Source organism: Acidisoma sp. S159 (assembly GCF_009766125.1).
Classification (GTDB): Bacteria; Pseudomonadota; Alphaproteobacteria; order Acetobacterales; family Acetobacteraceae; genus Acidisoma.
Genome location: NZ_LMUG01000048.1, coordinates 201,281 through 225,588, shown reverse-complemented (window position 1 = coordinate 225,588; position 24,308 = coordinate 201,281). Strand labels below are relative to the sequence as shown.

At 61.4% G+C, this 24,308-nt stretch carries 21 protein-coding genes; 14 read left to right on the top strand and 7 right to left on the bottom strand.

Features of this window, described 5'->3' with window-relative positions; genetic code table 11:
- From GSQ92_RS16090 to GSQ92_RS16065, 6 genes are all read left to right on the top strand, one after another.
- Complete coding sequence (locus GSQ92_RS16090) at nucleotides 1-708, top strand: c-type cytochrome (protein ID WP_158801594.1); 708 nt, start codon at nucleotides 1-3, stop codon at nucleotides 706-708.
- A gap of 74 nt (nucleotides 709-782) precedes the next feature.
- Nucleotides 783-1,991 carry a cytochrome c gene (locus GSQ92_RS16085; protein ID WP_159013680.1) on the top strand — a complete coding sequence of 403 codons (1,209 nt, stop codon included), beginning with the start codon at nucleotides 783-785 and terminating at the stop codon, nucleotides 1,989-1,991.
- A gap of 8 nt (nucleotides 1,992-1,999) precedes the next feature.
- Entirely contained in the window at nucleotides 2,000-2,182 is a 183-nt protein-coding gene (locus GSQ92_RS16080; RefSeq protein ID WP_158801595.1) for a hypothetical protein, read from the top strand.
- Nucleotides 2,179-2,748, top strand: a complete 570-nt coding sequence (locus GSQ92_RS16075) for a hypothetical protein (RefSeq protein ID WP_216849917.1) — start codon at nucleotides 2,179-2,181, stop codon at nucleotides 2,746-2,748. The genes GSQ92_RS16080 and GSQ92_RS16075 overlap by 4 nt, the downstream gene beginning before the upstream one ends.
- Nucleotides 2,735-4,360: a cbb3-type cytochrome c oxidase subunit I gene (locus tag GSQ92_RS16070; protein WP_158801597.1), complete on the top strand. Its 1,626-nt coding sequence runs from the start codon at nucleotides 2,735-2,737 to the stop codon at nucleotides 4,358-4,360. Before GSQ92_RS16075 ends, GSQ92_RS16070 begins: the two co-directional genes overlap by 14 nt.
- A complete protein-coding gene (locus GSQ92_RS16065; RefSeq protein ID WP_158801598.1) occupies nucleotides 4,357-5,151 on the top strand; it encodes a cytochrome c in 795 nt (264 codons plus the stop codon). The genes GSQ92_RS16070 and GSQ92_RS16065 overlap by 4 nt, the downstream gene beginning before the upstream one ends.
- 120 nt (nucleotides 5,152-5,271) lie before the next feature.
- Here GSQ92_RS16065 and GSQ92_RS31735 read toward each other — a convergent pair whose 3' ends face one another.
- The 3 genes from GSQ92_RS31735 to GSQ92_RS16050 all read right to left on the bottom strand — a co-directional run bounded on the left by GSQ92_RS31735 (nucleotide 5,272) and on the right by GSQ92_RS16050 (nucleotide 7,066).
- Entirely contained in the window at nucleotides 5,272-5,895 is a 624-nt protein-coding gene (locus tag GSQ92_RS31735; RefSeq protein WP_158801599.1) for an RES family NAD+ phosphorylase, read from the bottom strand.
- Nucleotides 5,892-6,425: a hypothetical protein gene (locus GSQ92_RS16055; RefSeq protein ID WP_158801600.1), complete on the bottom strand. Its 534-nt coding sequence runs from the start codon at nucleotides 6,423-6,425 to the stop codon at nucleotides 5,892-5,894. Before GSQ92_RS16055 ends, GSQ92_RS31735 begins: the two co-directional genes overlap by 4 nt.
- A 404-nt stretch (nucleotides 6,426-6,829) precedes the next feature.
- Entirely contained in the window at nucleotides 6,830-7,066 is a 237-nt protein-coding gene (locus GSQ92_RS16050) for a hypothetical protein (RefSeq protein ID WP_158801601.1), read from the bottom strand.
- Nucleotides 7,067-7,391: 325 nt separating this feature from the next.
- Between GSQ92_RS16050 and GSQ92_RS16045 the strand changes: the two genes are divergently transcribed.
- Entirely contained in the window at nucleotides 7,392-9,074 is a 1,683-nt protein-coding gene (locus GSQ92_RS16045; RefSeq protein ID WP_158801602.1) for a hypothetical protein, read from the top strand.
- A 180-nt stretch (nucleotides 9,075-9,254) separates the two neighbouring features.
- On the opposite strand, the gene GSQ92_RS16040 is transcribed toward GSQ92_RS16045, so the two are convergent.
- The 3 genes from GSQ92_RS16040 to GSQ92_RS16030 all read right to left on the bottom strand — a co-directional run bounded on the left by GSQ92_RS16040 (nucleotide 9,255) and on the right by GSQ92_RS16030 (nucleotide 14,185).
- Nucleotides 9,255-12,005, bottom strand: a complete 2,751-nt coding sequence (locus tag GSQ92_RS16040) for a Hint domain-containing protein (RefSeq protein WP_159013675.1) — start codon at nucleotides 12,003-12,005, stop codon at nucleotides 9,255-9,257.
- Between the two features lie 380 nt (nucleotides 12,006-12,385).
- The gene (locus GSQ92_RS16035) at nucleotides 12,386-13,114 is read right to left on the bottom strand and encodes a FadR/GntR family transcriptional regulator (RefSeq protein ID WP_158802591.1); all 729 of its coding nucleotides are present in this window, start codon (nucleotides 13,112-13,114) and stop codon (nucleotides 12,386-12,388) included.
- A 15-nt stretch (nucleotides 13,115-13,129) separates the two neighbouring features.
- A complete protein-coding gene (locus tag GSQ92_RS16030; RefSeq protein WP_158802592.1) occupies nucleotides 13,130-14,185 on the bottom strand; it encodes an aldo/keto reductase in 1,056 nt (351 codons plus the stop codon).
- Between the two features lie 173 nt (nucleotides 14,186-14,358).
- Between GSQ92_RS16030 and GSQ92_RS16025 the strand changes: the two genes are divergently transcribed.
- The 5 genes from GSQ92_RS16025 to GSQ92_RS16005 all read left to right on the top strand — a co-directional run bounded on the left by GSQ92_RS16025 (nucleotide 14,359) and on the right by GSQ92_RS16005 (nucleotide 19,328).
- On the top strand, nucleotides 14,359-15,435 hold the full coding sequence (locus GSQ92_RS16025) for a sugar ABC transporter substrate-binding protein (protein WP_158802593.1): 1,077 nt from the start codon (nucleotides 14,359-14,361) through the stop codon (nucleotides 15,433-15,435).
- An 83-nt stretch (nucleotides 15,436-15,518) separates the two neighbouring features.
- Nucleotides 15,519-16,610, top strand: a complete 1,092-nt coding sequence (locus GSQ92_RS16020; RefSeq protein ID WP_158802594.1) for an ABC transporter permease — start codon at nucleotides 15,519-15,521, stop codon at nucleotides 16,608-16,610.
- A 98-nt stretch (nucleotides 16,611-16,708) separates the two neighbouring features.
- Entirely contained in the window at nucleotides 16,709-17,434 is a 726-nt protein-coding gene (locus GSQ92_RS16015; RefSeq protein ID WP_254066627.1) for an ATP-binding cassette domain-containing protein, read from the top strand.
- Nucleotides 17,435-17,531: 97 nt separating this feature from the next.
- Entirely contained in the window at nucleotides 17,532-18,464 is a 933-nt protein-coding gene (gene kdgD / locus GSQ92_RS16010) for a 5-dehydro-4-deoxyglucarate dehydratase (protein ID WP_158802762.1), read from the top strand.
- A 21-nt stretch (nucleotides 18,465-18,485) separates the two neighbouring features.
- Nucleotides 18,486-19,328: an NAD(P)-dependent oxidoreductase gene (locus GSQ92_RS16005; RefSeq protein WP_158802596.1), complete on the top strand. Its 843-nt coding sequence runs from the start codon at nucleotides 18,486-18,488 to the stop codon at nucleotides 19,326-19,328.
- A 78-nt stretch (nucleotides 19,329-19,406) separates the two neighbouring features.
- Here the strand turns inward: GSQ92_RS16005 and GSQ92_RS16000 are convergent, their stop codons facing one another.
- Nucleotides 19,407-19,760: a hypothetical protein gene (locus tag GSQ92_RS16000; RefSeq protein WP_158802597.1), complete on the bottom strand. Its 354-nt coding sequence runs from the start codon at nucleotides 19,758-19,760 to the stop codon at nucleotides 19,407-19,409.
- Nucleotides 19,761-19,789: 29 nt separating this feature from the next.
- On the opposite strand from GSQ92_RS16000, the gene GSQ92_RS15995 reads away from it, so the two are divergent.
- Both GSQ92_RS15995 and metH read left to right on the top strand, forming a co-directional pair.
- Entirely contained in the window at nucleotides 19,790-20,782 is a 993-nt protein-coding gene (locus tag GSQ92_RS15995; protein WP_158802598.1) for a metalloregulator ArsR/SmtB family transcription factor, read from the top strand.
- Nucleotides 20,779-24,273, top strand: a complete 3,495-nt coding sequence (metH, locus tag GSQ92_RS15990; protein ID WP_158802599.1) for a methionine synthase — start codon at nucleotides 20,779-20,781, stop codon at nucleotides 24,271-24,273. The genes GSQ92_RS15995 and metH overlap by 4 nt, the downstream gene beginning before the upstream one ends.
- Nucleotides 24,274-24,308: the final 35 nt, after the last annotated feature.

Here is a 24,308-nt window from a genome sequence, read left to right as displayed (position 1 = left end):
ATGAGCCCCATGCGAAGATTGGCCGCGATTCTTGCGGGGGTCGTTTTCTCGTCCCATGCTGCGGCTGCCCAGACCGGTGATCATCCTCCCGATACGATGGCTGCCCGCGTCCTCGGCTGCACATCCTGCCATGGTGCGCAAGGACGTGGCACAGACAATGATTATTTCCCGCGTCTTGCCGGCAAGCCGTCAGGTTACCTTTACAATCAGTTGGTAGCGTTCCGCGACGGGCGGCGCCGGTATCCGCCGATGAACTACCTTCTAGAGTTTCAGCCGGACTCGTTTCTCCGGTTGATCGCCGATTATTTCGCTGAGCAAAATCCCCCATTCCCGCCCCGGGCGACACCAGTCGTCAGCCCGGAACTCCTCGCCCTCGGCCGCGGCTTGACGGTAAACGGAGACGTCGCCAGGGGCATCCCCGCCTGCGCGTCTTGTCACAATCCTCGGCTGACCGGCATGCAGCCTGCGGTTCCCGGCTTGCTCGGCTTGCCTTCGGACTACATCAGCGCGCAGCTCGGTGCCTGGCGCTACGGCACGCGGACCTCCGCCGAGCCGGACTGCATGCAGATGGTCGCCAGTCATCTGACCGAGACAGATGTGACAGCCTTGTCGGCTTGGCTTTCCTCGCTTCCTGTTCCCGTCAATGCGACGCAGGTTCCGCAGGGCAGTCTCGCGATGCCTTTGCCCTGCGGAAGCCAACCGAATTGAGGAGGAAGGTTTTGCACAGGCGTTTGATACCGCGCTCCTGGAGACTCCCTCTGGTTTCGGGGCTTGCTCTGGCCATGTTGGTCTGCGGGCTGAAGCCGGTCTTGGCTCAGACTAATCAACCTAACATTGTGGCTGCGGGAGAGTATCTTGCGCGCGCGGGTGATTGCATGGCCTGCCACACAGCGCCAGGGGGAAAACTCCTCGCCGGCGGTCATGCCATGCCTACACCCTTCGGCACCCTGTACTCCACGAATATTACGCCCGACCCCGATACAGGCATCGGCCGCTGGTCGGCAGACGACTTCTACCGGACGATGCATGAAGGACGATCCCGGGACGGCGGCCTGCTTTACCCGGCCATGCCGTTCGGCTCCTATACCAAGGTTACGCGGGCAGATTCCGACGCGATCTTCGCCTATCTCAAGTCAGTGCCACCGGTGTCTTTGCCCAACAAAGAAAACGACCTGCAGTTCCCCTATAATAATCGCGCGCTCATCCTGGGATGGCGAACGCTGTTCTTCAATGAGGGCACCTACCGGCCGGATGATTCAAAGCCTGCGCAGTGGAACCGCGGCGCCTATCTCGTGGGTGGCTTGGGGCATTGTGCAATGTGCCATAGCGCCATCAACGCACTTGGCGGCAATTCGCAATCGCGCGCCTTCGAAGGCGGCTTGATCCCGATGCAGAATTGGTACGCGCCGTCATTGACGTCCAACAAGGAAGCGGGGCTTGGCAACTGGAGCCTGGCCGAGATTTCCGACTATCTGCGGGATGGCATATCTCATCGCGGCGCCGTCTACGGTCCTATGGCGGAGGTCGTCTATGACAGCCTGCAGTATATGACGGACAAGGATACGCTTGCGATGGCCGTGTATCTGAAGAGCCTCGGCGAGGGCAGCCCTCCTCCCCCTGCCAGCTCGAAAGTATCCTCGGCGGAAAGCAGCCTTCTGATGATTTTGGGCGCGTCCATGTATGACAAGCAGTGCGCTGTCTGCCACGGGCCGGAAGGGCGTGGAATGCCGCCCCAATACCCCCCGCTCGCCAGCAACCAGTCGATCCAAATGGCGTCAGCGGTCAATCCGATTCGCATGGTGTTGAATGGCGGATTTCCGCCAGGCACCTTCGGGAACCTCAAGCCTTACGGCATGCCGCCTTTTGCTCAGGTCCTCTCGGATGACGAGGTCGCGGCGGTGGTTACCTATATCCGGACGTCCTGGGGCAATCTTGGAGCGCCAGTCTCCGCGCGTAACGCCAACGCCCTGCGTTCCGTTCCACTGAATTGAGGACGCCCATGATCAACTCCGAACCCAAAGAGCTGGGCCTCCCCGATTCAACGGACGAAGCGGTCGACGGCATTCTGCGTTCTGGAATGCCCGGCGCGGTCGTTCTCGCCGGCCTCGCAACAGCTGTCGTCGTGGGCATATGGCTCGCCTTCTACTTTCTCGTCTTTCTCGCAAGAAGCGCGGGACCGTGACGTTGCCCCCTGCTGGCAAGAACTCCGCCGAGCATGTCGCGGCTGGCGCTGAACGCCGGTGGGCGACAGTTTCGCTTGTCATCCTCCTCCTGCTGGTGGTCATGGCGGCCATCGCCGGGGCACATCAGGCGATCATGCCGCAAGCAAAGGTGGAAACGGTTGATCCGCGAAGCCTGCATATAAGCGGCGAATTCACCGAGGGTAATCTTGGAAGCGCGTTGCAACCGGATGGTTCGGTGATGGTGAGGGCCATAGGCCAGCAGTATTCATTCACGCCTCAGTGCATCCTGGTTCCGAAGGACACACCCGTCACCATCCGGGCAACCAGCGCGGACGTCGTCCATGGCTTTCTAATTGAAAACAGCAACGTCAACCTCATGCTGGTCCCCGGTTACATCTCCACGGCCTCCACGCGTTTCTCAAGGACGGCCAACCTTACCATGCCCTGCCACGAGTTCTGCGGTGTGGGCCATGAAGGAATGTGGGGCAGGATTCAGGTGATCGACAAGGCAGCCTTCTTGAAACTGGCGGCGAACCAGCGGAGATTGAGCTGTGTTGCACAATAAGCGGCTCATCCTCGCACATTTCTGGCTGGCCTTCGGCGGTTTCGGCTTCGCTCTGCTCCTCGGCGAGTGGCAGATGTATATCCGCAGTCCGCTGCATGCATGGATTGGTGACCCGGAACTTTACTATCGCTCGGTGACGGCGCACGGCACCACCATGGCCTATGTCTTCCCGACACTTGTCGCCATGGCTTTCGGCTATGCGGTCGCGGAAGCCTCTCTGGGAAGACCGCTTATTGGCCGGCGGTGGGCTTGGGTAGGTCTCGCGCTAGTCGCTATCGGGACGGTGACAGCGATTGTTCCCGTCTCTCTCGGCGTCGACTCTGTGCTTTACACCTTCTATCCACCCATGGTCGGCAATCCGCTTTATTATATCGGCCTCGTCCTCGTTGTGGTCGGCTCGTGGGTTTGGGTCGTCCTGATGTCGGTTAATCTCTACATGTGGAAACGGGCGAACAAGGGCGTTCCAGTGCCTTTGGCAATGTTTGCCACTGTCGCTGGCTCCCTTCTATGGGGCTGGACAGCGGTCGGGGCTGCCCTCGAATTGCTGTTCCAGATCATACCGTCGGCACTGGGCCTGACGAACACCATCGACGCTGGCCTTTCCCGCGTGCTGTTTTCCTGGACACTTCATGCCATCGTCTACTTCTGGCTGATGCCTGCCTATATCGCCTACTACACCATCATCCCGCGAGCGATCGGCGGTCGCCTGTTCAGTGACCCTATGGCTCGCCTGTCCTTCGCAATGTTCCTAGTCGTGGCGATGCCCATCGGGGTTCACCATCTCTTTGCCGATCCGGAAGTCGGCGCCGGCTTCAAGTTCCTGCATTCAGTCTTCACAGCACTCGTTGCCCTGCCGACCTTGCTCACCGTGTTCACAATCTGTGCATCGGTCGAAATCGCGGCGCGTCTGCGCGGGGGCCGTGGCGTGTTCGGATGGATGAAGGTTCTCCCCTGGCAAAATCCGATGATGCTGGCGCTGGCGTTTTCCTTCGTCATGCTCGGCTTCGGAGGCGCTGGCGGCCTCATCAACATGAGTTATCAGCTCAACGCCAGCATTCACAACACGCAGTGGGTGACGGGGCATTTCCACCTGATTTTCGGTGGCGCAATAGTCATCATGTATTTTGCGATTGCCTATGACATCTGGCCGCACCTGACGGGACGCGCCCTCAACAGCTACCGTCTCATGCGGATTCAACTGTGGATTTGGTTCGTTGGCATGATGGTGCTGACGATCCCCTGGCATTTCGTGGGCATTCTCGGAATGCCGCGGCGCATGGCTTTCTATGACTACACAAACCCTGCCTTGGCCTCTCAGGCGGATTCGGTGATCATGTCGGTTCTCGGAGGCGCCATCCTCGTGGTGTCCGGCGCGATATTTCTGACCGTGCTCGTCCGGGGCCATCGGGCGTTGCGCGTGGAACCTGGTGAATACCGGTTCAGCGTTGCGGTTCATCAGCCACGAACGATGCCTGCCGCGCTCAACGGCCTGGGTCTCTGGTTCGGACTGATGCTGGCGCTGACCATCGTCAATTATGGGTTCCCGATCGCTCACCTCATGTCACTCCCGAGCACGTCGGTCCCCGTCATTCACATCGATGCCGCGAGATGAGCGAACCTCGTCTCCTGTCATTCCGCAACCCGTGGCTGACGGGATCGATCGCCCTGACGGTTCTGATTGCCGTTTCATCAGCGGCGATCGGCTTCATTTGGCTGCCGTCTCTCCAACCGGACGCGCGCAATCCGAGCCTCTGGTACGCGATTTGTACGGCGGCCGGCTTGGTTCGCGCGATCCCGGACGAGGGCATTCCGGTGGCAGCGGCGTACAAGACCACGGACGTGATCGTGACACCACGCATGCTGCATGGGGCAAGTGGTATGTCGATCGGCTTGGGAGCCACCTTGGCGTTGCGCTGCACAATGTGCCACGGCGCCCGGGGCCTCAGCGAGGCCGACTCACCTAATCTTGCCGGACAATACGCCCAGGTCATCTACAAGGAACTTCAAGACTATAAGTCCGGGGCACGAACAAATGCGGTCATGAGCCCCCGGGTGACAAATCTGTCGGATCAGGATATCCGGGATCTCGCAGCCTACTACGCTTATCTTCCCCGCCTGCCGCCCTACCATCCTCCGACCTCCGGGCCGCCCCCAAAGATCGTCGCCAGTGGCGCACCGATGCGCAACATCGCTCCCTGCGCGGCGTGCCACGGCACATTGGCCTACAAGGTCGGGAGTGCCTGGTTGGAAGGGCAGTCTCCCGTCTATCTCCAGCGCCAGCTCGCGGCATTTGCCGAGGGCAAGCGCCATAACGACATCAGCGAGCAGATGCGCAACGTCGCGCGCAACATGACCCCCTCGGAGATGGAGGAGGCTGCGCAATGGTACTCCAGCCAACCCTGATTGGCCGCATCAGCTTGTAGCAGTTACCAAGGCCGCCATGCAGTTCGCCCAGGAACAGGGTAGGGGTGTCACAGCATTTTAGGATGAAGGCACCGTGTCGTGCCCCGTGTCGATGGGGCTCTATCCGACGAGGCTAATTTTGAAGGTATCAAGTGCGTCTGCCAATTCATCTTGAAAGGTGACGAGTGAACCTCGGTCTGTGAGCTTTAACACCCCGATGCCACGGTCTTCGTAAACGCAGAGGCAAGGGTCCTGGATGAACCTTGACGGATAGAGGATGCCATCAACTCCGTCGGGGTGAGCGTGGAACGCACTGGACCACAGTCGACCGAGTTGCTGGTGGCGAGCTCTCACCGCGTCAGAGGGCATGCGCATCCCGACCGGCCCCGTGCTGGTCAGGTCCACGACCGTCAGAGGGCGTGTTAATTCCACCCGTGCGCATGTCCATGTCGTTAGTGCGCTTCGTGACAGCGGCCAATCCCCAGCTTGGCCATTGGCTTGGTCACGCAGCAGCGTTTCGACGAAACAACATCGGAAGGACGAGCCGAGATAAAGCGGATTGAAGCGCGCCGCTCCACCCTGATCGAGTTCTGCATCAGCGAAACGACTCTTCGACCCGGGACCCCACCCGAGCGCATCGGGATGACGTGCCAAGACAAATCGCAGCCAAGGCTTGTCAGGTAAGATTTCCGTTGTGACGAGTTGAAGATCAGCTGGAGGCCGGTCACGCTTTGCGATCCTCATGCGGCCGGAGCAAAGCCCTGGCTACGAGCAAGCCTCACCGCCTCGGCTTCCCGAACTGGATCTCGCGCTAGATCAAGCCCCGTCACTCCATCAAGCTCCGGATGCCGCTGCAGCAGAAAGCGATATACCGCCCAAGCGTCACCCAGCTCCTGGATGAGTACGGGCATGATCTTCAGCATGTGACCGTCACTATCCACCTGCCAAGCTGGATAGCGAACCCCCCTTCGAGCTCCCTCCAATCCCAGTAGACGACCATCATGTCTCATTGTGTTGACAGTTTCTCGGGTGATCCCTAGCCGCCGCGCCATGCGGTCGGAATTTAGCATCTCGGGATCGTCGAATAGCGTGCCGATAAGAACATCACCGCGAGCCGCCGCACGACCCATTGCAGCGGCAAGTCGCTGCTCCGGCGTCGTCGGCGGAGCCTCGCGGACCGAGACCACTTTTCCGCGTACCACAGTAAGATTAAGCGTCACATCACGATCGTCGGCGATCAATTTGTTGAGCTGCGACAACACTTGCTTGGCCACGGACAGCTCCATCCCTCGCGGCACTGAGAGCCGCGCGGACGAGGCCTTAAGTCCAACGCGGCGAGTTGACCCAATGCTTTTGATGACCGACATGCCCAAGGGTAGCCCAATATGGCACCATCCGTCAAGTTCGTCAGATTGATGGACGTGGTAGGGGTGAGTAATTCAGCTCCTCTGCAAGCTCCCGGAAGGCGAGCTACAGGGACAGGACGACAATCGGAAGCCCACTACCGAGGAACTCGGCTAGCTAGGAGATGGTTAGGTGATCAGCCTCAAGCAGTTGCTTGATTACCCGGAAGTGCGCCGATCGGTCGAGGGCTACCTCAGACGACGCTATGCGTTCGAATCACCGAGATATCAATGACATAGTCAAAAAACTCCAGGAGCTCGTCACCGATTCGCAGCTATAATCCTGTCTTGGTTAGGGGGCCGGAGCGGCGATTGAGCACGGTTTCGATGGATTGCATCTCCTCGGAATGAGATGCGCGCGATCTCTCCAGCCTGACCAAGTCATATTCAGCGTCGGTCAGGTCAAGGATAAGGTGGAGATTTTTGATCGGCACCCATTTTCCGTTGCGCACGATCGCGCTCTCAGTATCTCGGCCGTCGAGGAATGAGTTAGTGTTGACCGCTTTCTTCAATGACTCATATGTCGACATGCATCGGCAAGTAGCACGTCCCGTTCACCGAAACCATCTGCTACCAGTTATGCTCGTGGCGACGAGCCGATCATTAACTCGTTTCACAAGTATCCAATTTGACGAATATTATCTGTGACAACGAGCGGCGGGTGGGAGGATCGACCGCCACCGTGTCTTCAATGATTTCCCGGCGCAGGTATGCCTCTTGCTCGAGAGGCGATGACACTGCGGCCGGCCCCCGTTGAAACAGACCTAGCCGCTCTTCAGGAGGGTATGCGGGTGACCCACAAACTCATATCGTTCAGCCGGAAGGGGGATTTGCTAAATGTACCGCTTCAACCTGGGCTCCTACCAGCGCTCTATCTCCACCGCCTCTGCGGAAACGCAACGTTGGTTCAATATTGGACTGAACTGGTGCTACGGCTTCAATCACGAAGAAGGCATCCGGTGCTTCGAGCGAGCGTTGGAGACCGATGCCACATGCCCGATGGTTCATTGGGGAATCGCCTATGCGGCCGGCCCATTCTATAACCTGACGTGGAAGGAACACGGAGCGGTCGAGGCAAGCGTCGCGACGAAGCGCTGCTTCGAGCATGTGCAGATCGCGAAAACGCAGGCTGGTCGGGCCACCGAAGCCGAGCAGCAGTTGATCGAAGCACTTTCGTTCCGGTTTCAGAAACCTCATCCGGTGTCTCTGGCCGAGCTTGCGCAGTGGGATGATGCCTATGCAGCCGAGATGCGCCGTGTCCATCACAGATGTCCGGACGATCGCGATGTAACGGCGCTGTTTGTCGAAGCGCTGATGATGCGCACTGTGCGCAGGCTGTGGGACCTGAAGACCGGCAAACCGGCGGCGAACTCGGATGCACTTGAAGCGCTGGCAGTCTGCGAACGCGCGATCGTCAGAGCCGACGAAGTGGGCGTGCCGCACCATCCCGCAATCCTTCATTTACATATACATCTTCTCGAGATGTCGGCGATGCCTGAGCGCGCCATGCGCTCCGCCGATCTGCTCGGTGGCATGTGCCCCGACGCTGGCCATATGAACCATATGCCCGGGCATATATATGCGCTGTGCGGCGACTACGAGAAGGCGAAACTTGCGAGCGAAAGAGCGATTCAGGCAAACAACCTCTATCTCGCCTATGCCGATGCGCCGACTTATTATCTGCTCGGTTGTGGGCATGATCTGCATCTGATGATGTACGCGTGCATGTTCCTCGGGCAGGCGCGGCCGGCGCTGAAGGCCGCCGAGGAGGTGCGCAAACTCGTGACGCGCGAGGTCATCAATCTGCCCGACCGGCCAAAATTCACCCACACCGTGGAAGGCTACCGCGCCATGAAATCGCATGTGCAGGTGCGCTTCGGCCTCTGGCGCGACATCATCGATGAGCCGATGGTCGGCGACCCTCACCTTCACGTGATGACCACCGCGCTGCAACACTACGCAAAAGGCGTGGCGCATGCGACGCTCCAGAACATTGCCGGAGCCGAAATCGAGCGCGAGTTGTTCCATCGCCACGTCGAAACCATCGCTCCCGAGCGCCGGTTTCTGAGCAATCCAGCACGGGCTTCACTGGAAGTTGGCGCTGCGCTGCTTGACGGCGAGCTTGCCTACCATCAGGGCGCGCATCAAACGGCATATGGGCATCTGCGCCGTGCCGTCGAGCTCGACGACAATCTGTCCTACACTGAGCCATGGGCCTGGATGCACCCGCCGCGCCACGCGCTAGCGGCACTGCTGCTCGATCAAGGCCACTTTGAGGAAGCAGAACAGGTCTGTCGCGACGACCTCGGCCTATCTGGAAAAGTGCAACGCTGCGCGCAGCACCCCGACAACGTGTGGGCATTGCACGGGCTGGTCGAATGCTTGCGGCATCGGGGCGAGCGCGAGGAACGACCCGAACTGGAATACAAGCTCGACGCGGCGCTTGCGCTGGCGGACGCGCCGATTACATCGCCCTGCCTCTGTCGCGTACGCCCTACGCCAGGGATTTGCTGTCACTAAACTCATGGTACAGCCAGGGGTGTCTTAACCTGAGGGGACTCACAGCGAAGGCGTCGTGATCTGCGAGGATTGGGTGGAGGCGCATCCGCGGTAACCAATGAGAAAAGGCGCCCGATCGGCTCGGCGCGCCTTCGTTCGCCGTGTCGGAGAAGGGAGGAGCCTTGCCGCTCCCCCCATGCTTCAGGCCGCGACGGCCCAATCCTGCTCGGCCGCGATGACGGTGACCGTCACCGTCACCACACGCTCGACCTCGCTTGGCCCGAAGTCGAGGAGCGCCTGGCCATCCGTCCAGCGCCAACAGGTATCGCCCCGCCGCTCGACGGCGTAGAAACCCAGCGCCAGGCGATGATCCTCGAGATCTAGCGCCACCCCGTCGAGCGCCACCCCCGCAAGCACCGCCCCCAATCGGCGCTGGTCGCCGGGTGCTCTGGCGGCCACCGACGCCAAGCGGACGAGGCCGCCACCCACCGCCAGCACGACGGAGTGCTTGCCCTCGGTTTCGAGCCACAAAGTCCACGCGGCGGCCGCACTATGACTGAGGGTGATCGCGCGGCCTTCCAGCCGCGCCCGGATGGCGGCGAGATCGGGGCCGCCTTCCACCAAGGGCGCGCAAGCCTGCGTCTGCCACGCCTCGGAAGCGAGATCGGGCTCAAGGTCGGCATGGAGATCGACCGCGCCCGGAGCATTGGCGAACATTCCCCGATTGCCCGTATCGAGCCAGCTTTCCGCCGCCGCCCCCTCCGCCAGCAGCAGGTCGTGATGCGGCAGTTCGACATGGTAGTAGGTGATCGCCGCCATGCTGGTGTCGCGGGTAATCGTGCTGCCATTGACCAGCAGCCGCGCCGGAACGAGCTTGCCGTCCAGGCCCATGGCATGCTCCGGGCTGACGAGAAGATCGCGCGACGGCACACCTTCTCCGAGCGACCCCGCGCCGAAGCGGATCGGCGCCACATCCGGCCGCGCCGCGAGGTTGAAGCGGCGATGGCCGATCCACTTCACCCCCGCAACGTCGCCCGCGGCTGTCAAAACCCGGACCCCTTCGCGCAGCGTCTCGACAGCAACATCGCCGCGCGTCGTCGCGATCCGCGTGCCTTCGGCGAAGCAGACCACCAGGACGCCACCGTTACCGTCGGAGATGAGCTCGACGGGACCGGGATCCCCCGTCGCCAGGTTCAGCACGGTCGTGCTGGTCGTGCCGACCACGGTGAGTGTGTCGGTGCCGGAGTCGAAGGAGGCCGTCCCGGCCGCGCCAATCCCGGTAATGTCGATGGCCATTCCGCCCGCCGCCGGATTGGTGAACCCCGAGATGGCAGCGGCCGGTGATTGTGTTCCGTCGATGGTCAACACCTCGGAACCGCTGCCGCTGAAGACGATCACGCCGGGGTTGGAGCCAGGTGCCAGATCAGCCGACCCGCCAGCCGTGAGTATGAGCGTGCCGCCCGCAAGGGTTGCCCCCGAGGCGATGCCGCCGCTCGCCACCACCTCGGTGCCGCCGCTCACCACCTGGTCGCCGAGAGCAACGCCACTCACAATCACGCCGCCGCTGTCTTGCGTGTCCACCGCGCTGCCGCCCGCCAGCACCACCAGGGTGCTGCCTGACTGCGTGGTGTCGCGGTTGACGGTGACGCCGCTCGAGACAGTGAGGGCCCAGCCCTGCTCGACGCCTCCGCCGCTTTCCACCGCGCCCGCCGCCAGGTCCAGCTGACCAGCGATCGCTTCGTTAAGTGTCGTGCCGCCGCTGTCGATGATGATGATGGTGTCGCTGTTCATCGACTCACCCTCGGTCAGGCCACCCGACAATACGTGCTCCGTTCCAGAACCGAAGTCGGTTTCTCTTTTATTTGTTGCGCCGGAGCTTACGATAACGAGACCGGAATTGGAGTCGTAATAGGAATACCCGCCCGCCTTCAGGGTGAGCGTCGCACCGGCAACAATATCGATGAACGTCACCACTGCGCCGTCCGATACGGCAAGCGCCGCCCCGGACAACAGAGTCGCTCCTGTCTCCAATCCGCCGCTTGATATGAGGAGTGCCCCGCCGGAGTTAAGCGTATCGTCAAACTCCATGCCGCCGCTGCTGACCACGACGGTACCGCTATCGATCGTGCCGTTGACGTAGTCGCCGGCGAGGATGGTGAGCGACCCACCGAGATCGACCGTCACACCGTTCGCTGTACCGCCGCTCGATACCGTGAGGCTGGCGCCCGATAACAAGGTGCCAAACTGCTCGGTTGCATAGTACGATAGGCTGAGCAACCCGCCGGAGAACAGAGTCGCGGAAGTATCCAACCCGCCCGAAACAAGAAGGATCCCGCCTGACGCGATCGTCTCACCGAAACCCGTGCCGCCGCCGGTGATGTCTACTGTGCCGCTATCGATGGTGCCGCTGGCGTACCCGTCCTCGAGGACGACCAATGAGCCACCAGAATCCACTGTGACACCGTCTGCTTGCGCGCCGCTCGATACAATGAGGGTCGCATCCGATCCGATCGTTCCTCCGCTCTCCACCCCGCCGCTGCTGACCACCACCGTGCCGAGGTCGGTCACGCCAATATCCGACCCGCCGCCCAAAACCACGAGCGACCCACCGGGCAGCACTGTCATGTCGTTCACGGTCACGCCCGAGGACACGAACAGCGTTGCGCCGGAGGCTATCGTGCCGCCGCTTTCGATCGCTCCGGCCGCGAGCAGGAGTGTTCCGCCCAAGGATAGGGTCACGTTGAGCGACGTGCCGCCCGACGCGACCGTCTCGATCCCGCCGCTGGAGATGGTCCCACTTGTGTCTGTCCCGCTAAACGAGACAATCTCCACACCGCCACCGCTGACAAGCGTCGCTGTTGCTGTCCCTCCGGCGAGAACAGTGTATGTGACGCCGCTCGTGAGGATCAGGCCGCTGCTGACGATGCCGCTGCTGACGACGCTGTTTGTCATAAGAGTCACCTGAAATTGGTGTTGAGTGGGCGGTTTCGAAATAGGGACGGCCAATTTCAAACAGCCATAGTGGCGGCCTCTTGCCATTTCGTTACGATGCCGCTTCAATACGAGATGAGGAACTTCCCCCGACAAGGCTCGGTCACGAAATTTCACCGGCCGCGTCGATCGTTCGCGCCTTGGTCACCACCCAGATTGTTTCTTATCCGATGCGACAAAGTTCCGAGGAAGCCGCCGCGGCCTGTTACCTTCGGTCGAAACGAGCCGTCGAGAGCCAGCGCCGTGCGCCGCCGGAGGTTTGCGATTATGCGAAGCGTACCGCATCTACCGCCCGCTATGTGGAGCTGCTGACGTCGCGAGAGCCGGGCCGAAAAGCCTGACTAGGGTTTGAGTGCCACCAGGCGGCGATATCGGTCGCGCCCCGCTTCGAGATGCTCACGTGTGCAACGCCGCGCGACATCCCTGTCGCCCTTCTTGACGGCGGCGTAGATTTGATGGTGCTCGTTCTGAACCTGGCCGATGTAAGCTCGGCGCTCCGTGGCAGTCTCCAGCCCCAACCGGATGGTCTGCCGAGGGATGATGACCGGGCCGAGAAAATGCATGAACCGCTCGAAATAGGGGTTCCCGGTCGCCGCCGAAATCGCGCAATGGAAAGCGAGATCCTCCTTTACCGCGGTCTCATCTCTGGCAATCGCACCGTCGATCATCTCGAGGCAATGGCTGATCGCCAGAAGATCCGCCTTGGTCCGCCGTTCCGCCGCGATGCCGGCGGCCTCGACCTCGACCGCGAGGCGAAGTTGCAGAACATTCTCGACCTCGACGAGGGATCGCAGTTCGTCCGAGATGATGCGAAACGGGCGGCCGGTCGCGTTGCTGGCGACAAAAACACCCGCGCCTTGCCGGCTGACGATCAGCCCCTCCGCGCGGAGCGACGCCATTGCCTCGCGCACCACTGTGCGGCTGACCTGGAAATGCGCGATCAGCTCTTGCTCGGTCGGCAGACGTTCACCCGCGCCCAGCTTTCCGCTGCGAATGTCCCGGCCAAGCCGCTCGGCGAGCTGGGCCGTGCGGCTTAGTGTTGGGGCGAGCGGCTCAAGGCGATCCGGCATGGTGCAATCGGCCTATCACGTGGCTTCGGCTGGCTCGTCGAGCCCGACGGGCGCCGCCGGGTCAATCAGCCGCTCGGATTTAAGCTCTAGCCAAAACTGCGGCGGGATCGGCTCCTGCGAGAAGGCAAGATTTGCCTCGACCTCCGCGATTGAACGCGCTCCGGGAATGATGGCAGCGACCGAAGGATGGTGCAGCGGAAATTGCAACGCCGCCGCTTGGAGCGAGACGCCATGGCGCGCGCAGACCGCTTGTATTCCGCGCACGCGCTCCAGAACCTGCTGCTTCGCCGGCCGGTAGTCATAGGTCGCGCCAGTAACCGCGCCCGTCGCCAGAATGCCGGAATTATACGGACCGCCGATGACGAGGCTGATCGAATGCTGCTCGCAAAGCGGCAGAAGGCGAGCCATCGAATCCTGATCCAGCAAGGTGTAGCGACCGGCGACGAGAAAGTAATCGAAATCCCCCGCCGTCGCGAAGTCACACAGCATTTGCCACTGGTTTATGCCAACGCCGATCGCCTTGATGACGCCCTGGCTGCGCAGCTCAGCCAAGGTCGGAAACGCATGGTCCATCGCCGCCCTGAAATGGCTGCGGCTGAACGGATCGACGCCAGCGCCGACATCGACCGCCTCATCGGGATCATGGATCGCCAACATGTCGATATAGGGCGTGTTAAGTCGCTTCAGGCTGGCCTCGACGCCGCGCAACACCGCATCACGCGAATAGTCGAAATCGGCGCGCACCGGAGGGGGCTTGTCCCAAAGTCCCGGCTTCAGCTCTGAAGGATCGATCGGCACAAGAGAATATCCAACCTTGGATGAGATCACGATATCCTCGCGCGGCAGTTTCGCGACGCCTTGACCAAGCCGCGTCTCGCTGAGGCCGAAGCCGTAAACAGGAGCCGTGTCGAAATAGCGGATGCCCGCCTCCGCCGCCGCGTGAACCGTAGCAATCGCTGCCTCGGTCTCCATCGCCTTGTACATATTGCCGAGCGGTGTTCCACCCATGCCAAGCTCGGTGACCGAGAGGCTCGTCCTGCCGATCTGGCGCTTGCTGATTGCTTTTGACATTCCCGTATCTCCCTGGCGACGCGCCGGCTTCGGTAACCCGGCGCCGAAAGACGTTGACACAAAATTCGTCATATTACAATGTAACCAGAGGACAGGCGACGGCCGAAGCCCTAGCGGCATGCGGCCGATGAGGCTGAAGTCCCACGAAAAGAAAATGGCGAGGGAGGTTGCAGGTGGCGGACGATATCAAAGCATCGGCGATAACGACGGAGGCCGTCAGCGCGATTGGCAGGCGCGGCGCCTTCTCCGTGGCGGCAAAACTGGGTCTGGGAACCGCGGCATTGGCCAGCGGCATCGGCGCGGCATTTCCGGCGCTTGCGCAATCGAGCGCGGGCCTGCCTAAAAAGCCCTATAAGTTCGTCTTTGTCTGTCACGTCACGCTGGATCAGTTCTTCACGCCTGCTGTGTATGGCATCCAGGACGCCTGCGCCGCCTTCGGCTGCCACTACCAGTGGACAGGCTCTCAAAAGAATGTCGTCTCCGAGATGGTCAACGCCATGGAGACCGCTATCGCTGAAAAGGCCGATGGAATTGCCGTCTGCCTTGTCGATCCGACGGCTTTCGATGCATCGACGGCCAAAGCCGCTGCCGCAGGCATTCCGGTAATCGCCTTCAATGCAGACGTGCCGGTTGGCAGCCCCAACAAGCGTTTGGCCTATATCGGACAGCCGCTGTATCAGGCTGGCTACAATATCGCGCTGAAGTGGCTGAAAATGGTGCCGAAGGGCAGCCACGTCATGCTGTCCATCGGCATGCCGGGTTCGTTGAATGAGCAGCCGCGGCTCGATGGTTATATCCAGGCCATCAAGGACCACGGAGACGGCATTACCTATGACGTCGTGAATACCGGCGTTGACGCGGCGACAGAGATTTCCCGGATCGGAAGTTATGTTCTCAGTCACAAGAATGTCGCTGGTATATTCACCACGGGTGGATCCGACACCTATGCCGCTGGCTTCGTGTCGCAACAATATGGTTTGGCGAAAAAAGGTGTGATCGTCGCGGGCTTCGATCTGTTTCCGCAGACGCTGGGCTATATCAAAAGCGGCGACATGACGTTCACGACGGATCAGCAGGCCTATCTCCAGGGCTTCCTCCCAGTCCAGCAGATGTACATGTACAAACTGTCGAATGGCCTCGTGGGTCCCGCTGACACCAATACGAGCGAAGCCTATGTTACGAAAGACAATGTCGATCACTATCTGACCAAAAGCCGGTTCGAGGGAAGCGTTCGAGCCGAACCAGTCTGAGATTGTCTCGCGAAACCCGGCATGCCGAGGTGGCTGCCGGGAGCGCGATCCACGGTCCCCAGTGGGAAACGAAGAAAGCCTAGATGGTCCTCGCTACGAAACCTCACCCACCGGCTACGATCGGGGCGACAACGCGCCGGGTCGGCGTTAAAACCCCCGACTCGATTTACGAGAAGGTGCTGGTCATCCTGTCCCGCTATCGGGAGGCCAGCATCGCTGTCGTTGCGATCATTCTCGTCATCTACTTCCAGTTCGGCAGCAATGGCGAGTTCCTCACTTCTCAATTCCTGAGCGTCGTCCTCCGCGACACGGGCCGCCTTGGCCTCATAGCTGTGGCGGAGGTCATGCTCATGATCACGGGGGAAATCGATCTTTCCGTCAGCAGCACTTTCTCGCTTGCACCTTATATCATGGTGTTGCTGTCGATCGATCTCGGCGTTCCTCTGGCTATCGGTGCGCTGATCGGGGTTGTGCTTGGCGTGCTGGTCGGTGTGCTCAATGGAATCATCACCGTCCGGTTCCGCGTGCCGTCCCTGATCACCACGGTCGGCACGCTCTTTCTGCTTCAAGGCATCGTCGTCTGGATTGACGATAGTCAGCCGATCGTGGCGCCGGTGGAGGAGCCCTTTAATGCGATCTTCGGGCAGAGTCTGTATGGCCCTTCGGATTCGCTTTTCTCGTGGCATGCGATCACGGCGTTTACGCCGTTCCTCTGGACCGTGCTCGCGGTCGCCGCACTCGCACTGGTTTTGAGCAGGACAACCTTCGGACTCCATACGATCGCGACGGGCAGCAACATTGTCGGAGCGCGGGAGATCGGTGTGCGCACCGACCGGATCAAAGTCTACAACTTCATGATCGCCGGAGGATTCGCGGCTTTTGCCGGCATCATCAACACCGCACAGTTTTCGTCGGCTGACCCACAGGCCGGCAGTCCCTTTCTCACCCTGCAAGCCATAGCAGCCGCGGTCATTGGCGGAACCTCGCTGCTTGGCGGTTCCGGCACGGCAATCGGTTCGCTCATCGGAGCGTTTGTGGTCGCCACGCTCAACAATGGGCTTGTCATGGTCGGCGCTCAGGCAACCGTCTCCGACATCTACCTCGGCATCGCGATCCTTCTGGCGATGATACTGAACGTGCAGGTGAACCGCCTTCGCGCGAGGAGGCGGATATGAGCCCGGCAGTTATTCCGCCGCTGGCGCCCGATGCCCCGGTCATCCTGGAAATGTCCCACATCAGCAAAGGCTTCGGTGCGGTCACGGCACTTGTCGATGTGAGCATCAAGCTCCGCCAAGGAGAGGTTCTGGCTCTGGTCGGCGACAACGGCGCCGGTAAGTCAACGCTGATAAAAATCCTGTCCGGCTATCATCAGCCAGACACGGGGACGATTGTGTCCAAAGGCAAGCAGGTTCACTTCAACTCACCACGCGATGCGCGCGCTATCGGCATCGAGACCGTCTATCAGGACCTCGCGCTGATCGGCGATCTGAGCATCTATCACAACATGTTCATGGGCCGTGAATATCACAAGCGAGTTCTTGGGCTAAAACTGCTCGACAACAAGAAGATGCGCGATCTCGCTGAGGTTCATCTTAAGACGCTTGGAATCTCGATCCCCAGCGTCAATAGTACGGTCGATTTGCTTTCAGGCGGACAGCGTCAATGTGTTGCCGTAGCACGATCGATCTATGCTTCGCCCACCATACTCATCCTCGATGAGCCTCTAGCGGCGCTTGGTGTGAGGGAAAGTGCTCATGTTTTGGGTCTTATCCAAAGTCTTCGCCAGCAGCGCAACGTCTCGATCATTCTGATTGTTCACAACTACAACCAGATCTTCGAAGTATGCGATCGAATTAACTTTCTACATTCCGGCGAGATCGTTCTGGATGCGGCCACATCCGAGACAAGCGAGGAAGAGCTGATTCGCATCGTCAAGTCAGGCCTCGGACGAAACGCGGTTGCCGCCGAGTCTGCGGAAACTGAACCAGGCCAGGCATGACCTCGCGCCTCGCGTTGTGGCGTAGCCCCAGCCTTTGGTGGAATTTGGACCCGCGAGCCGAGATGCAGCGGACTGATATGGAGTGCTCGCCTTGACCGTGCCCCCCTCCGAACTGACCCGCCGGCTAGGTCAAGGTCTGCTGTCTTTCCCGGTCACCTTCTTTGACGAGGCGGGCGCTTTCAACGAGGCTGGCTACCGTGCCCACGTCGCCCGCCAGGGCGCCGCGGGAGCCGTCGGCCTGTTCGCAGCGGGAGGTACAGGCGAATTCTTCTCGCTCACCCTGAGCGAATACAAAAAAGTGGTTCGCGCGGCTGCCGAAGAGGTGCCGAAAGGTCTTCCACTCCTCGCCGGTGTCGGCTACGGCACCGAAATGGCGGTCGAATTCGCCCAGGCGGCCGAAGCCAATGGCGCCGATGGGCTGCTGGTTTTGCCGCCGTATCTAGTGAACTCAGAGCAGGAAGGTCTGTGCCAGCACCTGACCGCGATCTGCCGGTCGGTCGGGATTGGCGTGATCGCCTATAATCGCGACAATGCGGTTCTCCTGCCCGACACACTCGCGGCCGTTGCAGATGCTTGCCCCAATCTCATTGGCCTGAAGGATGGTTTGGGCAACGTCGAATTGCTCACGGCGCTCCGTTATCGCATGGACGGCCGTCTCATCTTCATCGGCGGCATGCCGACCGCCGAGGTGCATGCAAGCGCGACGCCTGGTATCGGTGTGACCACCTATTCCTCCGCGATCTACAATTTCGCACCCGACACCGCTTTAGCGTTCTTCAACGCCTGGCGCGGCGGGCGAAACGCGGAGATCGACGACCTGATGCGGCGGTTTTTTCTGCCTTATCTCGCCATTCGCAATCGTCGCGCGGGCTATGCGGTGTCGATCGTAAAGGCTGGCGCGCGAATTGCCGGCATTGATTGCGGCCCGGTTCGCTCGCCTCTTGTGGACTTAACAGGCGACGAGGAGGAGCAGTTGTCGTCGCTCATGACGGCTTGCCGGATGCCTGTCAGCGAGCAGGTGGTGAACTAGCCTCTGACGCGAAGGGACTCGATGGTGGCCTCTGGCGATCGGCCGGTGCTGCTGACCGGTGCATCTGGCACACTTGGCCGCCTGCTGGCCGCGCGTCTCGGTGCTTTCGGTTGGGTGCTACGGCTGACGGATATTGCGGAGTTTCCGGACCCGCTTCCGCCGAACTCCACTTTCGCGACGGCCGATCTGGAGGACCAAGCCGCGGTTCATGCTCTCGCTGAAAACTGCGGCCTTATTCTACATTTCGGCGGCGTCTCGACCGAGCAGCCTTTCGAGGCGATTCTCGGTCCGAACCTACGTGGCAGTTTTCATGTTTATGAGGCCGCCCGAAAGCAGCGGGCGCGCGTGGTTTTCGCATCGTCGAACCATGCGGTTGGACTGTACGAGCGTTCAGCGGTGCTGAACCATGACTGCAATTTACGGCCGGACGGCTTTTACGGGCTTTCGAAGGCCTATGGCGAAATGCTGGGGCGTCTATACTGGGAAAAGCACGCGGTAGAGACTATCATGATCCGGATTGGCTCCGTATTGCCGGAGGTCACAAACGAGAGAATCCTCTCGACGTGGCTGTCACCTAACGATTTCGTCTCCCTGATACAGCGCTGTGCGGAGGCGGAACGGGTCGGCTGCTCGGTCATCTGGGGCGCGTCGAACAACAGCCGCAGCTTTTGGGCAGGCGACGCGCGGGCAACGATCGGTTGGACCCCTCATGACAGTTCCGACAGCCATCTTGATCGCGCCCTCGGAAAAGTCACGGACGACCCAGTCGCGGAGCGCTATCAGGGAGGCGTGTTCGTAAGTGTCGACTACTCGCGCAGAGATTTCCCCCCTGGCGAAATGTTCGACGCCAAAATGCTATCCTGACTGCGCCTCAGCATCCCCTCATTCTCTCCGGGATGTTCCGTCGACAATGCTCAGGCAGTACGCTTCATCGCTTCAGCACTACCCTAGCCGAAAATAGCTCGCGGCAACGGGATCAGCCTCGACCGCTTGTCGCAGCGCCGCCTCGGCAGACGGTGTGGCCAACAGCACTTCGACACGGGTGAAGAATGGGACGGTGCCCAGGGCACGGGCGCGGAATAGCGCGCCGAGTGCCGCGCCTGCCGCGCTGCGCGGGAGGCAGCAGGCGCAGCCGGGGGCATGCGAGGGTAGCACTTCCTGAAAATAGGCAGCGGCCACCCCTGCCGCGACCTCGCCATCGCCCTCAACAAGGCTGGCAGCGTCGGGGGTGCCGGAGGGCACCGTGACGATCGAGATCGGGATTCGTGCATCGATGAGAGGCATGCATGTAGACATAAACATATCTTTATGTTATTTCAAGCGCCATGGAAGATCTTCTGCTCGCCTTACGCGCCGCGGCGGAGCCCACGCGGCTGCGGTTGCTCGCCCTCGCCAATACTGGAGCCTTCTGCGGCACTGAGATTGTGGCGATCCTCGGTCAGTCGCAGCCTCGTTTGTCGCGGCACCTGCGGCTGCTGACCGAGGCTGGGCTACTTCTGCGGATCCCCGACGGCGCCTTCATCTGGTTCGCCTTGCCCGATGCCGCGACACCACGCGGGCAGCTTGCCCGTGCCCTGGTCGAGCGGTTGCCGGGCGACGACGCTTTGCTCGCCGCCGACCGCCGGGCCGCTGCCGAGGTCTTGGCGGCACGCGCGCGGGCGGCATCGGAGAGTTTCCGCCGGCTCGGCGCCGATTGGGACGAGATGCATGCGCTCGGCCTACCCGCCGAGGAGGTCGAAAGCGCGATGGGCGCGATCATCGGCCAGGGACAGGTCGGCCGGCTCCTCGATATCGGCACCGGCACCGGTCGGGTTCTGGAATTGCTGGCGCCTCGGCTGACGGCCGGGATCGGCGTCGATATCAGCCCGCAGATGGTCGCCTTTACGCGCGGCAGGCTGGCGCAATCCGGCATCGGGCAGTGCAGCGTGCGGCAGGCGGATATGTATCACCTGCCCTTCCCCGACGGCGACCGGGAGACCGGCTTCGACTGCGTCGTGCTGCAAATGGTGCTGCACCACGCCGCGGAGCCGGAGGCGGTGTTGCGCGAGGCAGCGCGCGTGCTGCGCACCGGCATGAAGATGGTCGTGGTGGATCTCGCGGCGCATGGCCGGAAGGAGCTGACCGACCGGCTCGCGCATCGGCATAACGGTTTTCACGAAGAGCAGATGCGACGAATGCTCAATGGCGTTGGCCTGACGCTTGCGCGCACACAGGCTTTCGAAGGACCGCTTACCGTTCAGATCTGGTCGGGCAACCTCAATCGCGACGCCGACGCCGACCGCTCTTCCCACGCCGCCCAGGAAAGTGCCTCAGCATGACGAGCCGCCCGCATCTTCTCGACGCTTTGCGCGACCAGGTTCTGCTGTGCGATGGCGGCATGGGCAGCCGTGTCCAGGCGCTGACGCTGGATATCGAGAGCGACTTCTGGAATCGCGAGAATTGCACCGAGGTGCTGAACCTTTCGCGGCCGGACATGGTTCGCGAAATCCATCGCGGCTATTTCGAGGCCGGCGCCGATATGGTGGAGACCAACACCTTCGGCGGCAGTCCGATCACGCTCGCGGAATTCGACCTTGAGGATCGCACGCAGGAAATCAATCGCGTGGCCGGTGAATTGGCACGCGAGGCCGCCGATAGTTTCTCGGATGGGCGCCACCGTTATGTGGTGGGCAGCATCGGGCCGGGCACGAAACTGCCGTCGCTCGGCAATATCGATTACGATAGTCTGGAGGCAGCGCTGGCTGCGCAGAGTCGCGGGCTGATCGCGGGTGGCGTGGATGCCATCCTCATCGAGACTTGCCAGGACACATTGCAGATCAAGGCGGCGGTTAACGGCGCCAAGATCGCACGTTCGGAAGCCGGTACTGATACGCCGATCTTCGTGCAGGTGACGGTAGAAACCACCGGCACTCTGCTGGTCGGCCCCGACATCGCGGCGGCGGCGACCGTCATCAATGCGCTGGATGTGCCGCTGATCGGGCTCAACTGCGCGACGGGTCCGCAGGAAATGGCGGAACATATTCGCTGGCTCTCGAATAACTGGCCCGGATTGATTTCGGTGCAGCCCAATGCCGGCCTGCCGGAATTGGTGGACGGGCACACGCATTATCCGCTCGGCGCTGATGCCATGGCGACCTGGATCGAGCGCTACGTCGCCGAGGACGGGCTCAACCTCATCGGCGGCTGCTGCGGCACCTCGACGCCGCATATCGCGGCGCTGGATGCGATGCTGCGTCGGCGCGCGGGAAGCACGCTGCGGCCGGCGCCGGTGCTGCGCAAGCCGGTTTGGGTTCCCTCTGTTGCCGGGCTGTACGGGCAGGTCAGCCTGCGCCAGGAGAACAGCTATTTCTCGATCGGCGAGCGTTGCAACGCGAATGGTTCGAAGAAGTGGCGCCAGTTGCAGGAAGCGCAGGATTGGGATGGTTGCGTCGGCATGGGGCGTGAGCAGATTGCCGAAGGGTCGAACGCGCTGGATATCTGCACCGCCTTTGTCGGACGCGACGAAGTCCGTGAGATGGACGAGGTTATCCGCCGCTTCACCGGCAGCGTGAACGCGCCGCTGGTGATCGACAGCACCGAGCGCATCGTGCTGGAAAGCGCGCTGAAGCTCCATGGCGGCAAGCCGATCCTCAATTCCATCAACTTCGAGGATGGCGAGGGTCCAGCGACGGATCGCATGGTGATGGCGAAGAAATTCGGCACCGCGGTGATCGCGCTGACGATCGATGAGCCGGGCATGGCCAAGACCGCCGAGGACAAGCTGCGCATCGCGCGCCGGCTGGTGGAATTCGCTTGCGACAAGCATGGGCTGCCACAGTCCGATCTCATGATCGATCCTCTGACCTTCACCATCGCCACGGGTAACGAGGACGACCGTAAGCTGGGGCAATGGACGCTGGAAGGCATTCGGCTGATCCGTGATGCTTTTCCCGATATCCAGATCATCCTCGGCCTGTCGAATATCAGCTTCGGCCTCAACCCGGCGGCACGTGCCGTGCTGAACTCGGTGTTTCTCGATCACGCGCTGAAGGCTGGGATGACAGGCGCTATCGTGCATGTCAGCAAAATCCGCCCGCTGCACCTGATCGCGCCGGAAGAAGTCCAGGTCTGCGAGGACCTGATCTTCGATCGCCGCGCGGAGGGCTATGATCCGCTGCAGAAGCTGCTCGAGATCTTCGCCGATCGCAAGCTTGCCGATACCGGCGCCAAGGTGCGATCCGCGACGGTGGAGGGGCGCCTCAAGGACCGTATCGTCGATGGCGACCGCAAGGGGCTGACCGATGATCTCGCCGAGGCGATGAAGACCAATGCGCCGCTCGACATCATCAATACGATCCTGCTCGACGGCATGAAGGTGGTGGGCGAGCTGTTCGGTGCCGGCAAGATGCAGTTGCCATTCGTGCTGCAAAGTGCCGAGACGATGAAGGCCGCCGTCGCCTACCTCGAGCCTTTCATGGAGAAGATCGAGGGGCAGGAGAAAGGTACCATCGTGCTCGCCACGGTGCGCGGCGATGTGCATGACATCGGCAAGAACCTGGTCGATATCATCCTCACGAATAACGGCTACCGCGTGGTCAATCTCGGCATCAAGGTGCCGCTCGCCGATATGATCGCGGCGGTGCGGGAGCATCGGGCGCATGCCATTGGGATGTCCGGGCTGCTGGTGAAATCCACCGTCGTCATGAGGGACAATCTGGAGGAGATGACGCGGCAGGGCATCGATGTGCCGATCCTGCTGGGCGGCGCGGCACTGACGCGCAACTTCGTCGAGGATGATTGCGTGCGGGCCTATGCTTCCGGCCGCGTCGCCTATGCGCGCGACGCCTTCGACGGGCTGAGCCTGATGGAGAAAGTCACCGGCAACGGTTTCGACGACTATATGGCGGCGGTGCAGGCGCGCCGGGTCGGCAAGTCCCGCAATACGACGCGGACTTTGGGGCAGGCGGATGCGAAGGCTTTCCAGCCGGTCGATGTGCTCGCGGTGCAGGCGCGGCGGCGCAGGCTGACCCAGGATCAACCGGTGATCGTGCCGCCCTTCTGGGGCGCTCGCACGGTCGAGGCGCCGCCGCGCGCGCTGGTCCCGTTTCTCAACGAACGCAGCCTGTATCAGTTCCAATGGGGTTTTCGGAAACAGGGCCGCAGCCTCGACGAATTCCTCGGCTGGGCGAAGCAGGAGCTGCGGCCGATCATGCGCCGCATGCTGACGCTGTGCGAGGAGCAGGACATCCTCAAGCCGCAGGCGATCTACGGCTATTGGAAAGCCGCTGGTCAGGGCAACGACCTCATCCTGTTCGCGCAAGACGGCGAAACCGAGCTTTGCCGTTTCGCCCTGCCGCGCCAGCCGCGCGAGGACGGCGACTGCATCGCCGACTTCTTCCGCGACGTCGATGACGCCGAACGCGACGTGATCGGCCTGCAGGTGGTGACGGTTGGACAGAAGCCCTCCGACCTGGCGCGCGTGTGGTTCGAGGAGAACCGTTACCAAGACTACCTCTATCTGCACGGGCTGTCGGTGGAGATGGCCGAGGCGATGGCGGAATACACGCATAAGCGCATCCGCGCCGAACTCGGTTTCGCGAGCGAGGATGATCGCGAGATGGAGAAGATGCTGGCCCAGGGCTACCGCGGCTCGCGCTATTCCTTCGGCTATCCCGCCTGCCCCCGGTTGGAGGATCAGGTGCCCATCATGAAGCTGCTGGACAGCGAACGCATCGGTGTCTCGCTGTCGGACGAGCACCAACTGCACCCGGAGCAATCGACGAGCGCGCTGGTGGTGCTGAATGCGCGGGCGAAATACTTCTCGGTTTAGCGGCAGCTAGAGCGTGATGATCTAATATCGAGCGC

Excerpts from the sequence above, each read along its gene's own strand:
- GSQ92_RS16090 (WP_158801594.1), top strand. The coding sequence starts at position 1 with ATGAGCCCCATGCGAAGATTGGCCGCGATTCTTGCGGGGGTCGTTTTC.
- GSQ92_RS16085 (WP_159013680.1), top strand. The coding sequence starts at position 783 with ATGTTGGTCTGCGGGCTGAAGCCGGTCTTGGCTCAGACTAATCAACCT.
- GSQ92_RS16080 (WP_158801595.1), top strand. The coding sequence starts at position 2,000 with ATGATCAACTCCGAACCCAAAGAGCTGGGCCTCCCCGATTCAACGGAC.
- GSQ92_RS16065 (WP_158801598.1), top strand. The coding sequence starts at position 4,357 with ATGAGCGAACCTCGTCTCCTGTCATTCCGCAACCCGTGGCTGACGGGA.
- GSQ92_RS31735 (WP_158801599.1), bottom strand. The coding sequence starts at position 5,895 with ATGAGGATCGCAAAGCGTGACCGGCCTCCAGCTGATCTTCAACTCGTC.
- GSQ92_RS16045 (WP_158801602.1), top strand. The coding sequence starts at position 7,392 with ATGTACCGCTTCAACCTGGGCTCCTACCAGCGCTCTATCTCCACCGCC.
- GSQ92_RS16040 (WP_159013675.1), bottom strand. The coding sequence starts at position 12,005 with ATGACAAACAGCGTCGTCAGCAGCGGCATCGTCAGCAGCGGCCTGATC.
- GSQ92_RS16035 (WP_158802591.1), bottom strand. The coding sequence starts at position 13,114 with ATGCCGGATCGCCTTGAGCCGCTCGCCCCAACACTAAGCCGCACGGCC.
- GSQ92_RS16030 (WP_158802592.1), bottom strand. The coding sequence starts at position 14,185 with ATGTCAAAAGCAATCAGCAAGCGCCAGATCGGCAGGACGAGCCTCTCG.
- GSQ92_RS16020 (WP_158802594.1), top strand. The coding sequence starts at position 15,519 with ATGGTCCTCGCTACGAAACCTCACCCACCGGCTACGATCGGGGCGACA.
- GSQ92_RS16005 (WP_158802596.1), top strand. The coding sequence starts at position 18,486 with ATGGTGGCCTCTGGCGATCGGCCGGTGCTGCTGACCGGTGCATCTGGC.
- GSQ92_RS16000 (WP_158802597.1), bottom strand. The coding sequence starts at position 19,760 with ATGTCTACATGCATGCCTCTCATCGATGCACGAATCCCGATCTCGATC.
- GSQ92_RS15995 (WP_158802598.1), top strand. The coding sequence starts at position 19,790 with ATGGAAGATCTTCTGCTCGCCTTACGCGCCGCGGCGGAGCCCACGCGG.
- metH (WP_158802599.1), top strand. The coding sequence starts at position 20,779 with ATGACGAGCCGCCCGCATCTTCTCGACGCTTTGCGCGACCAGGTTCTG.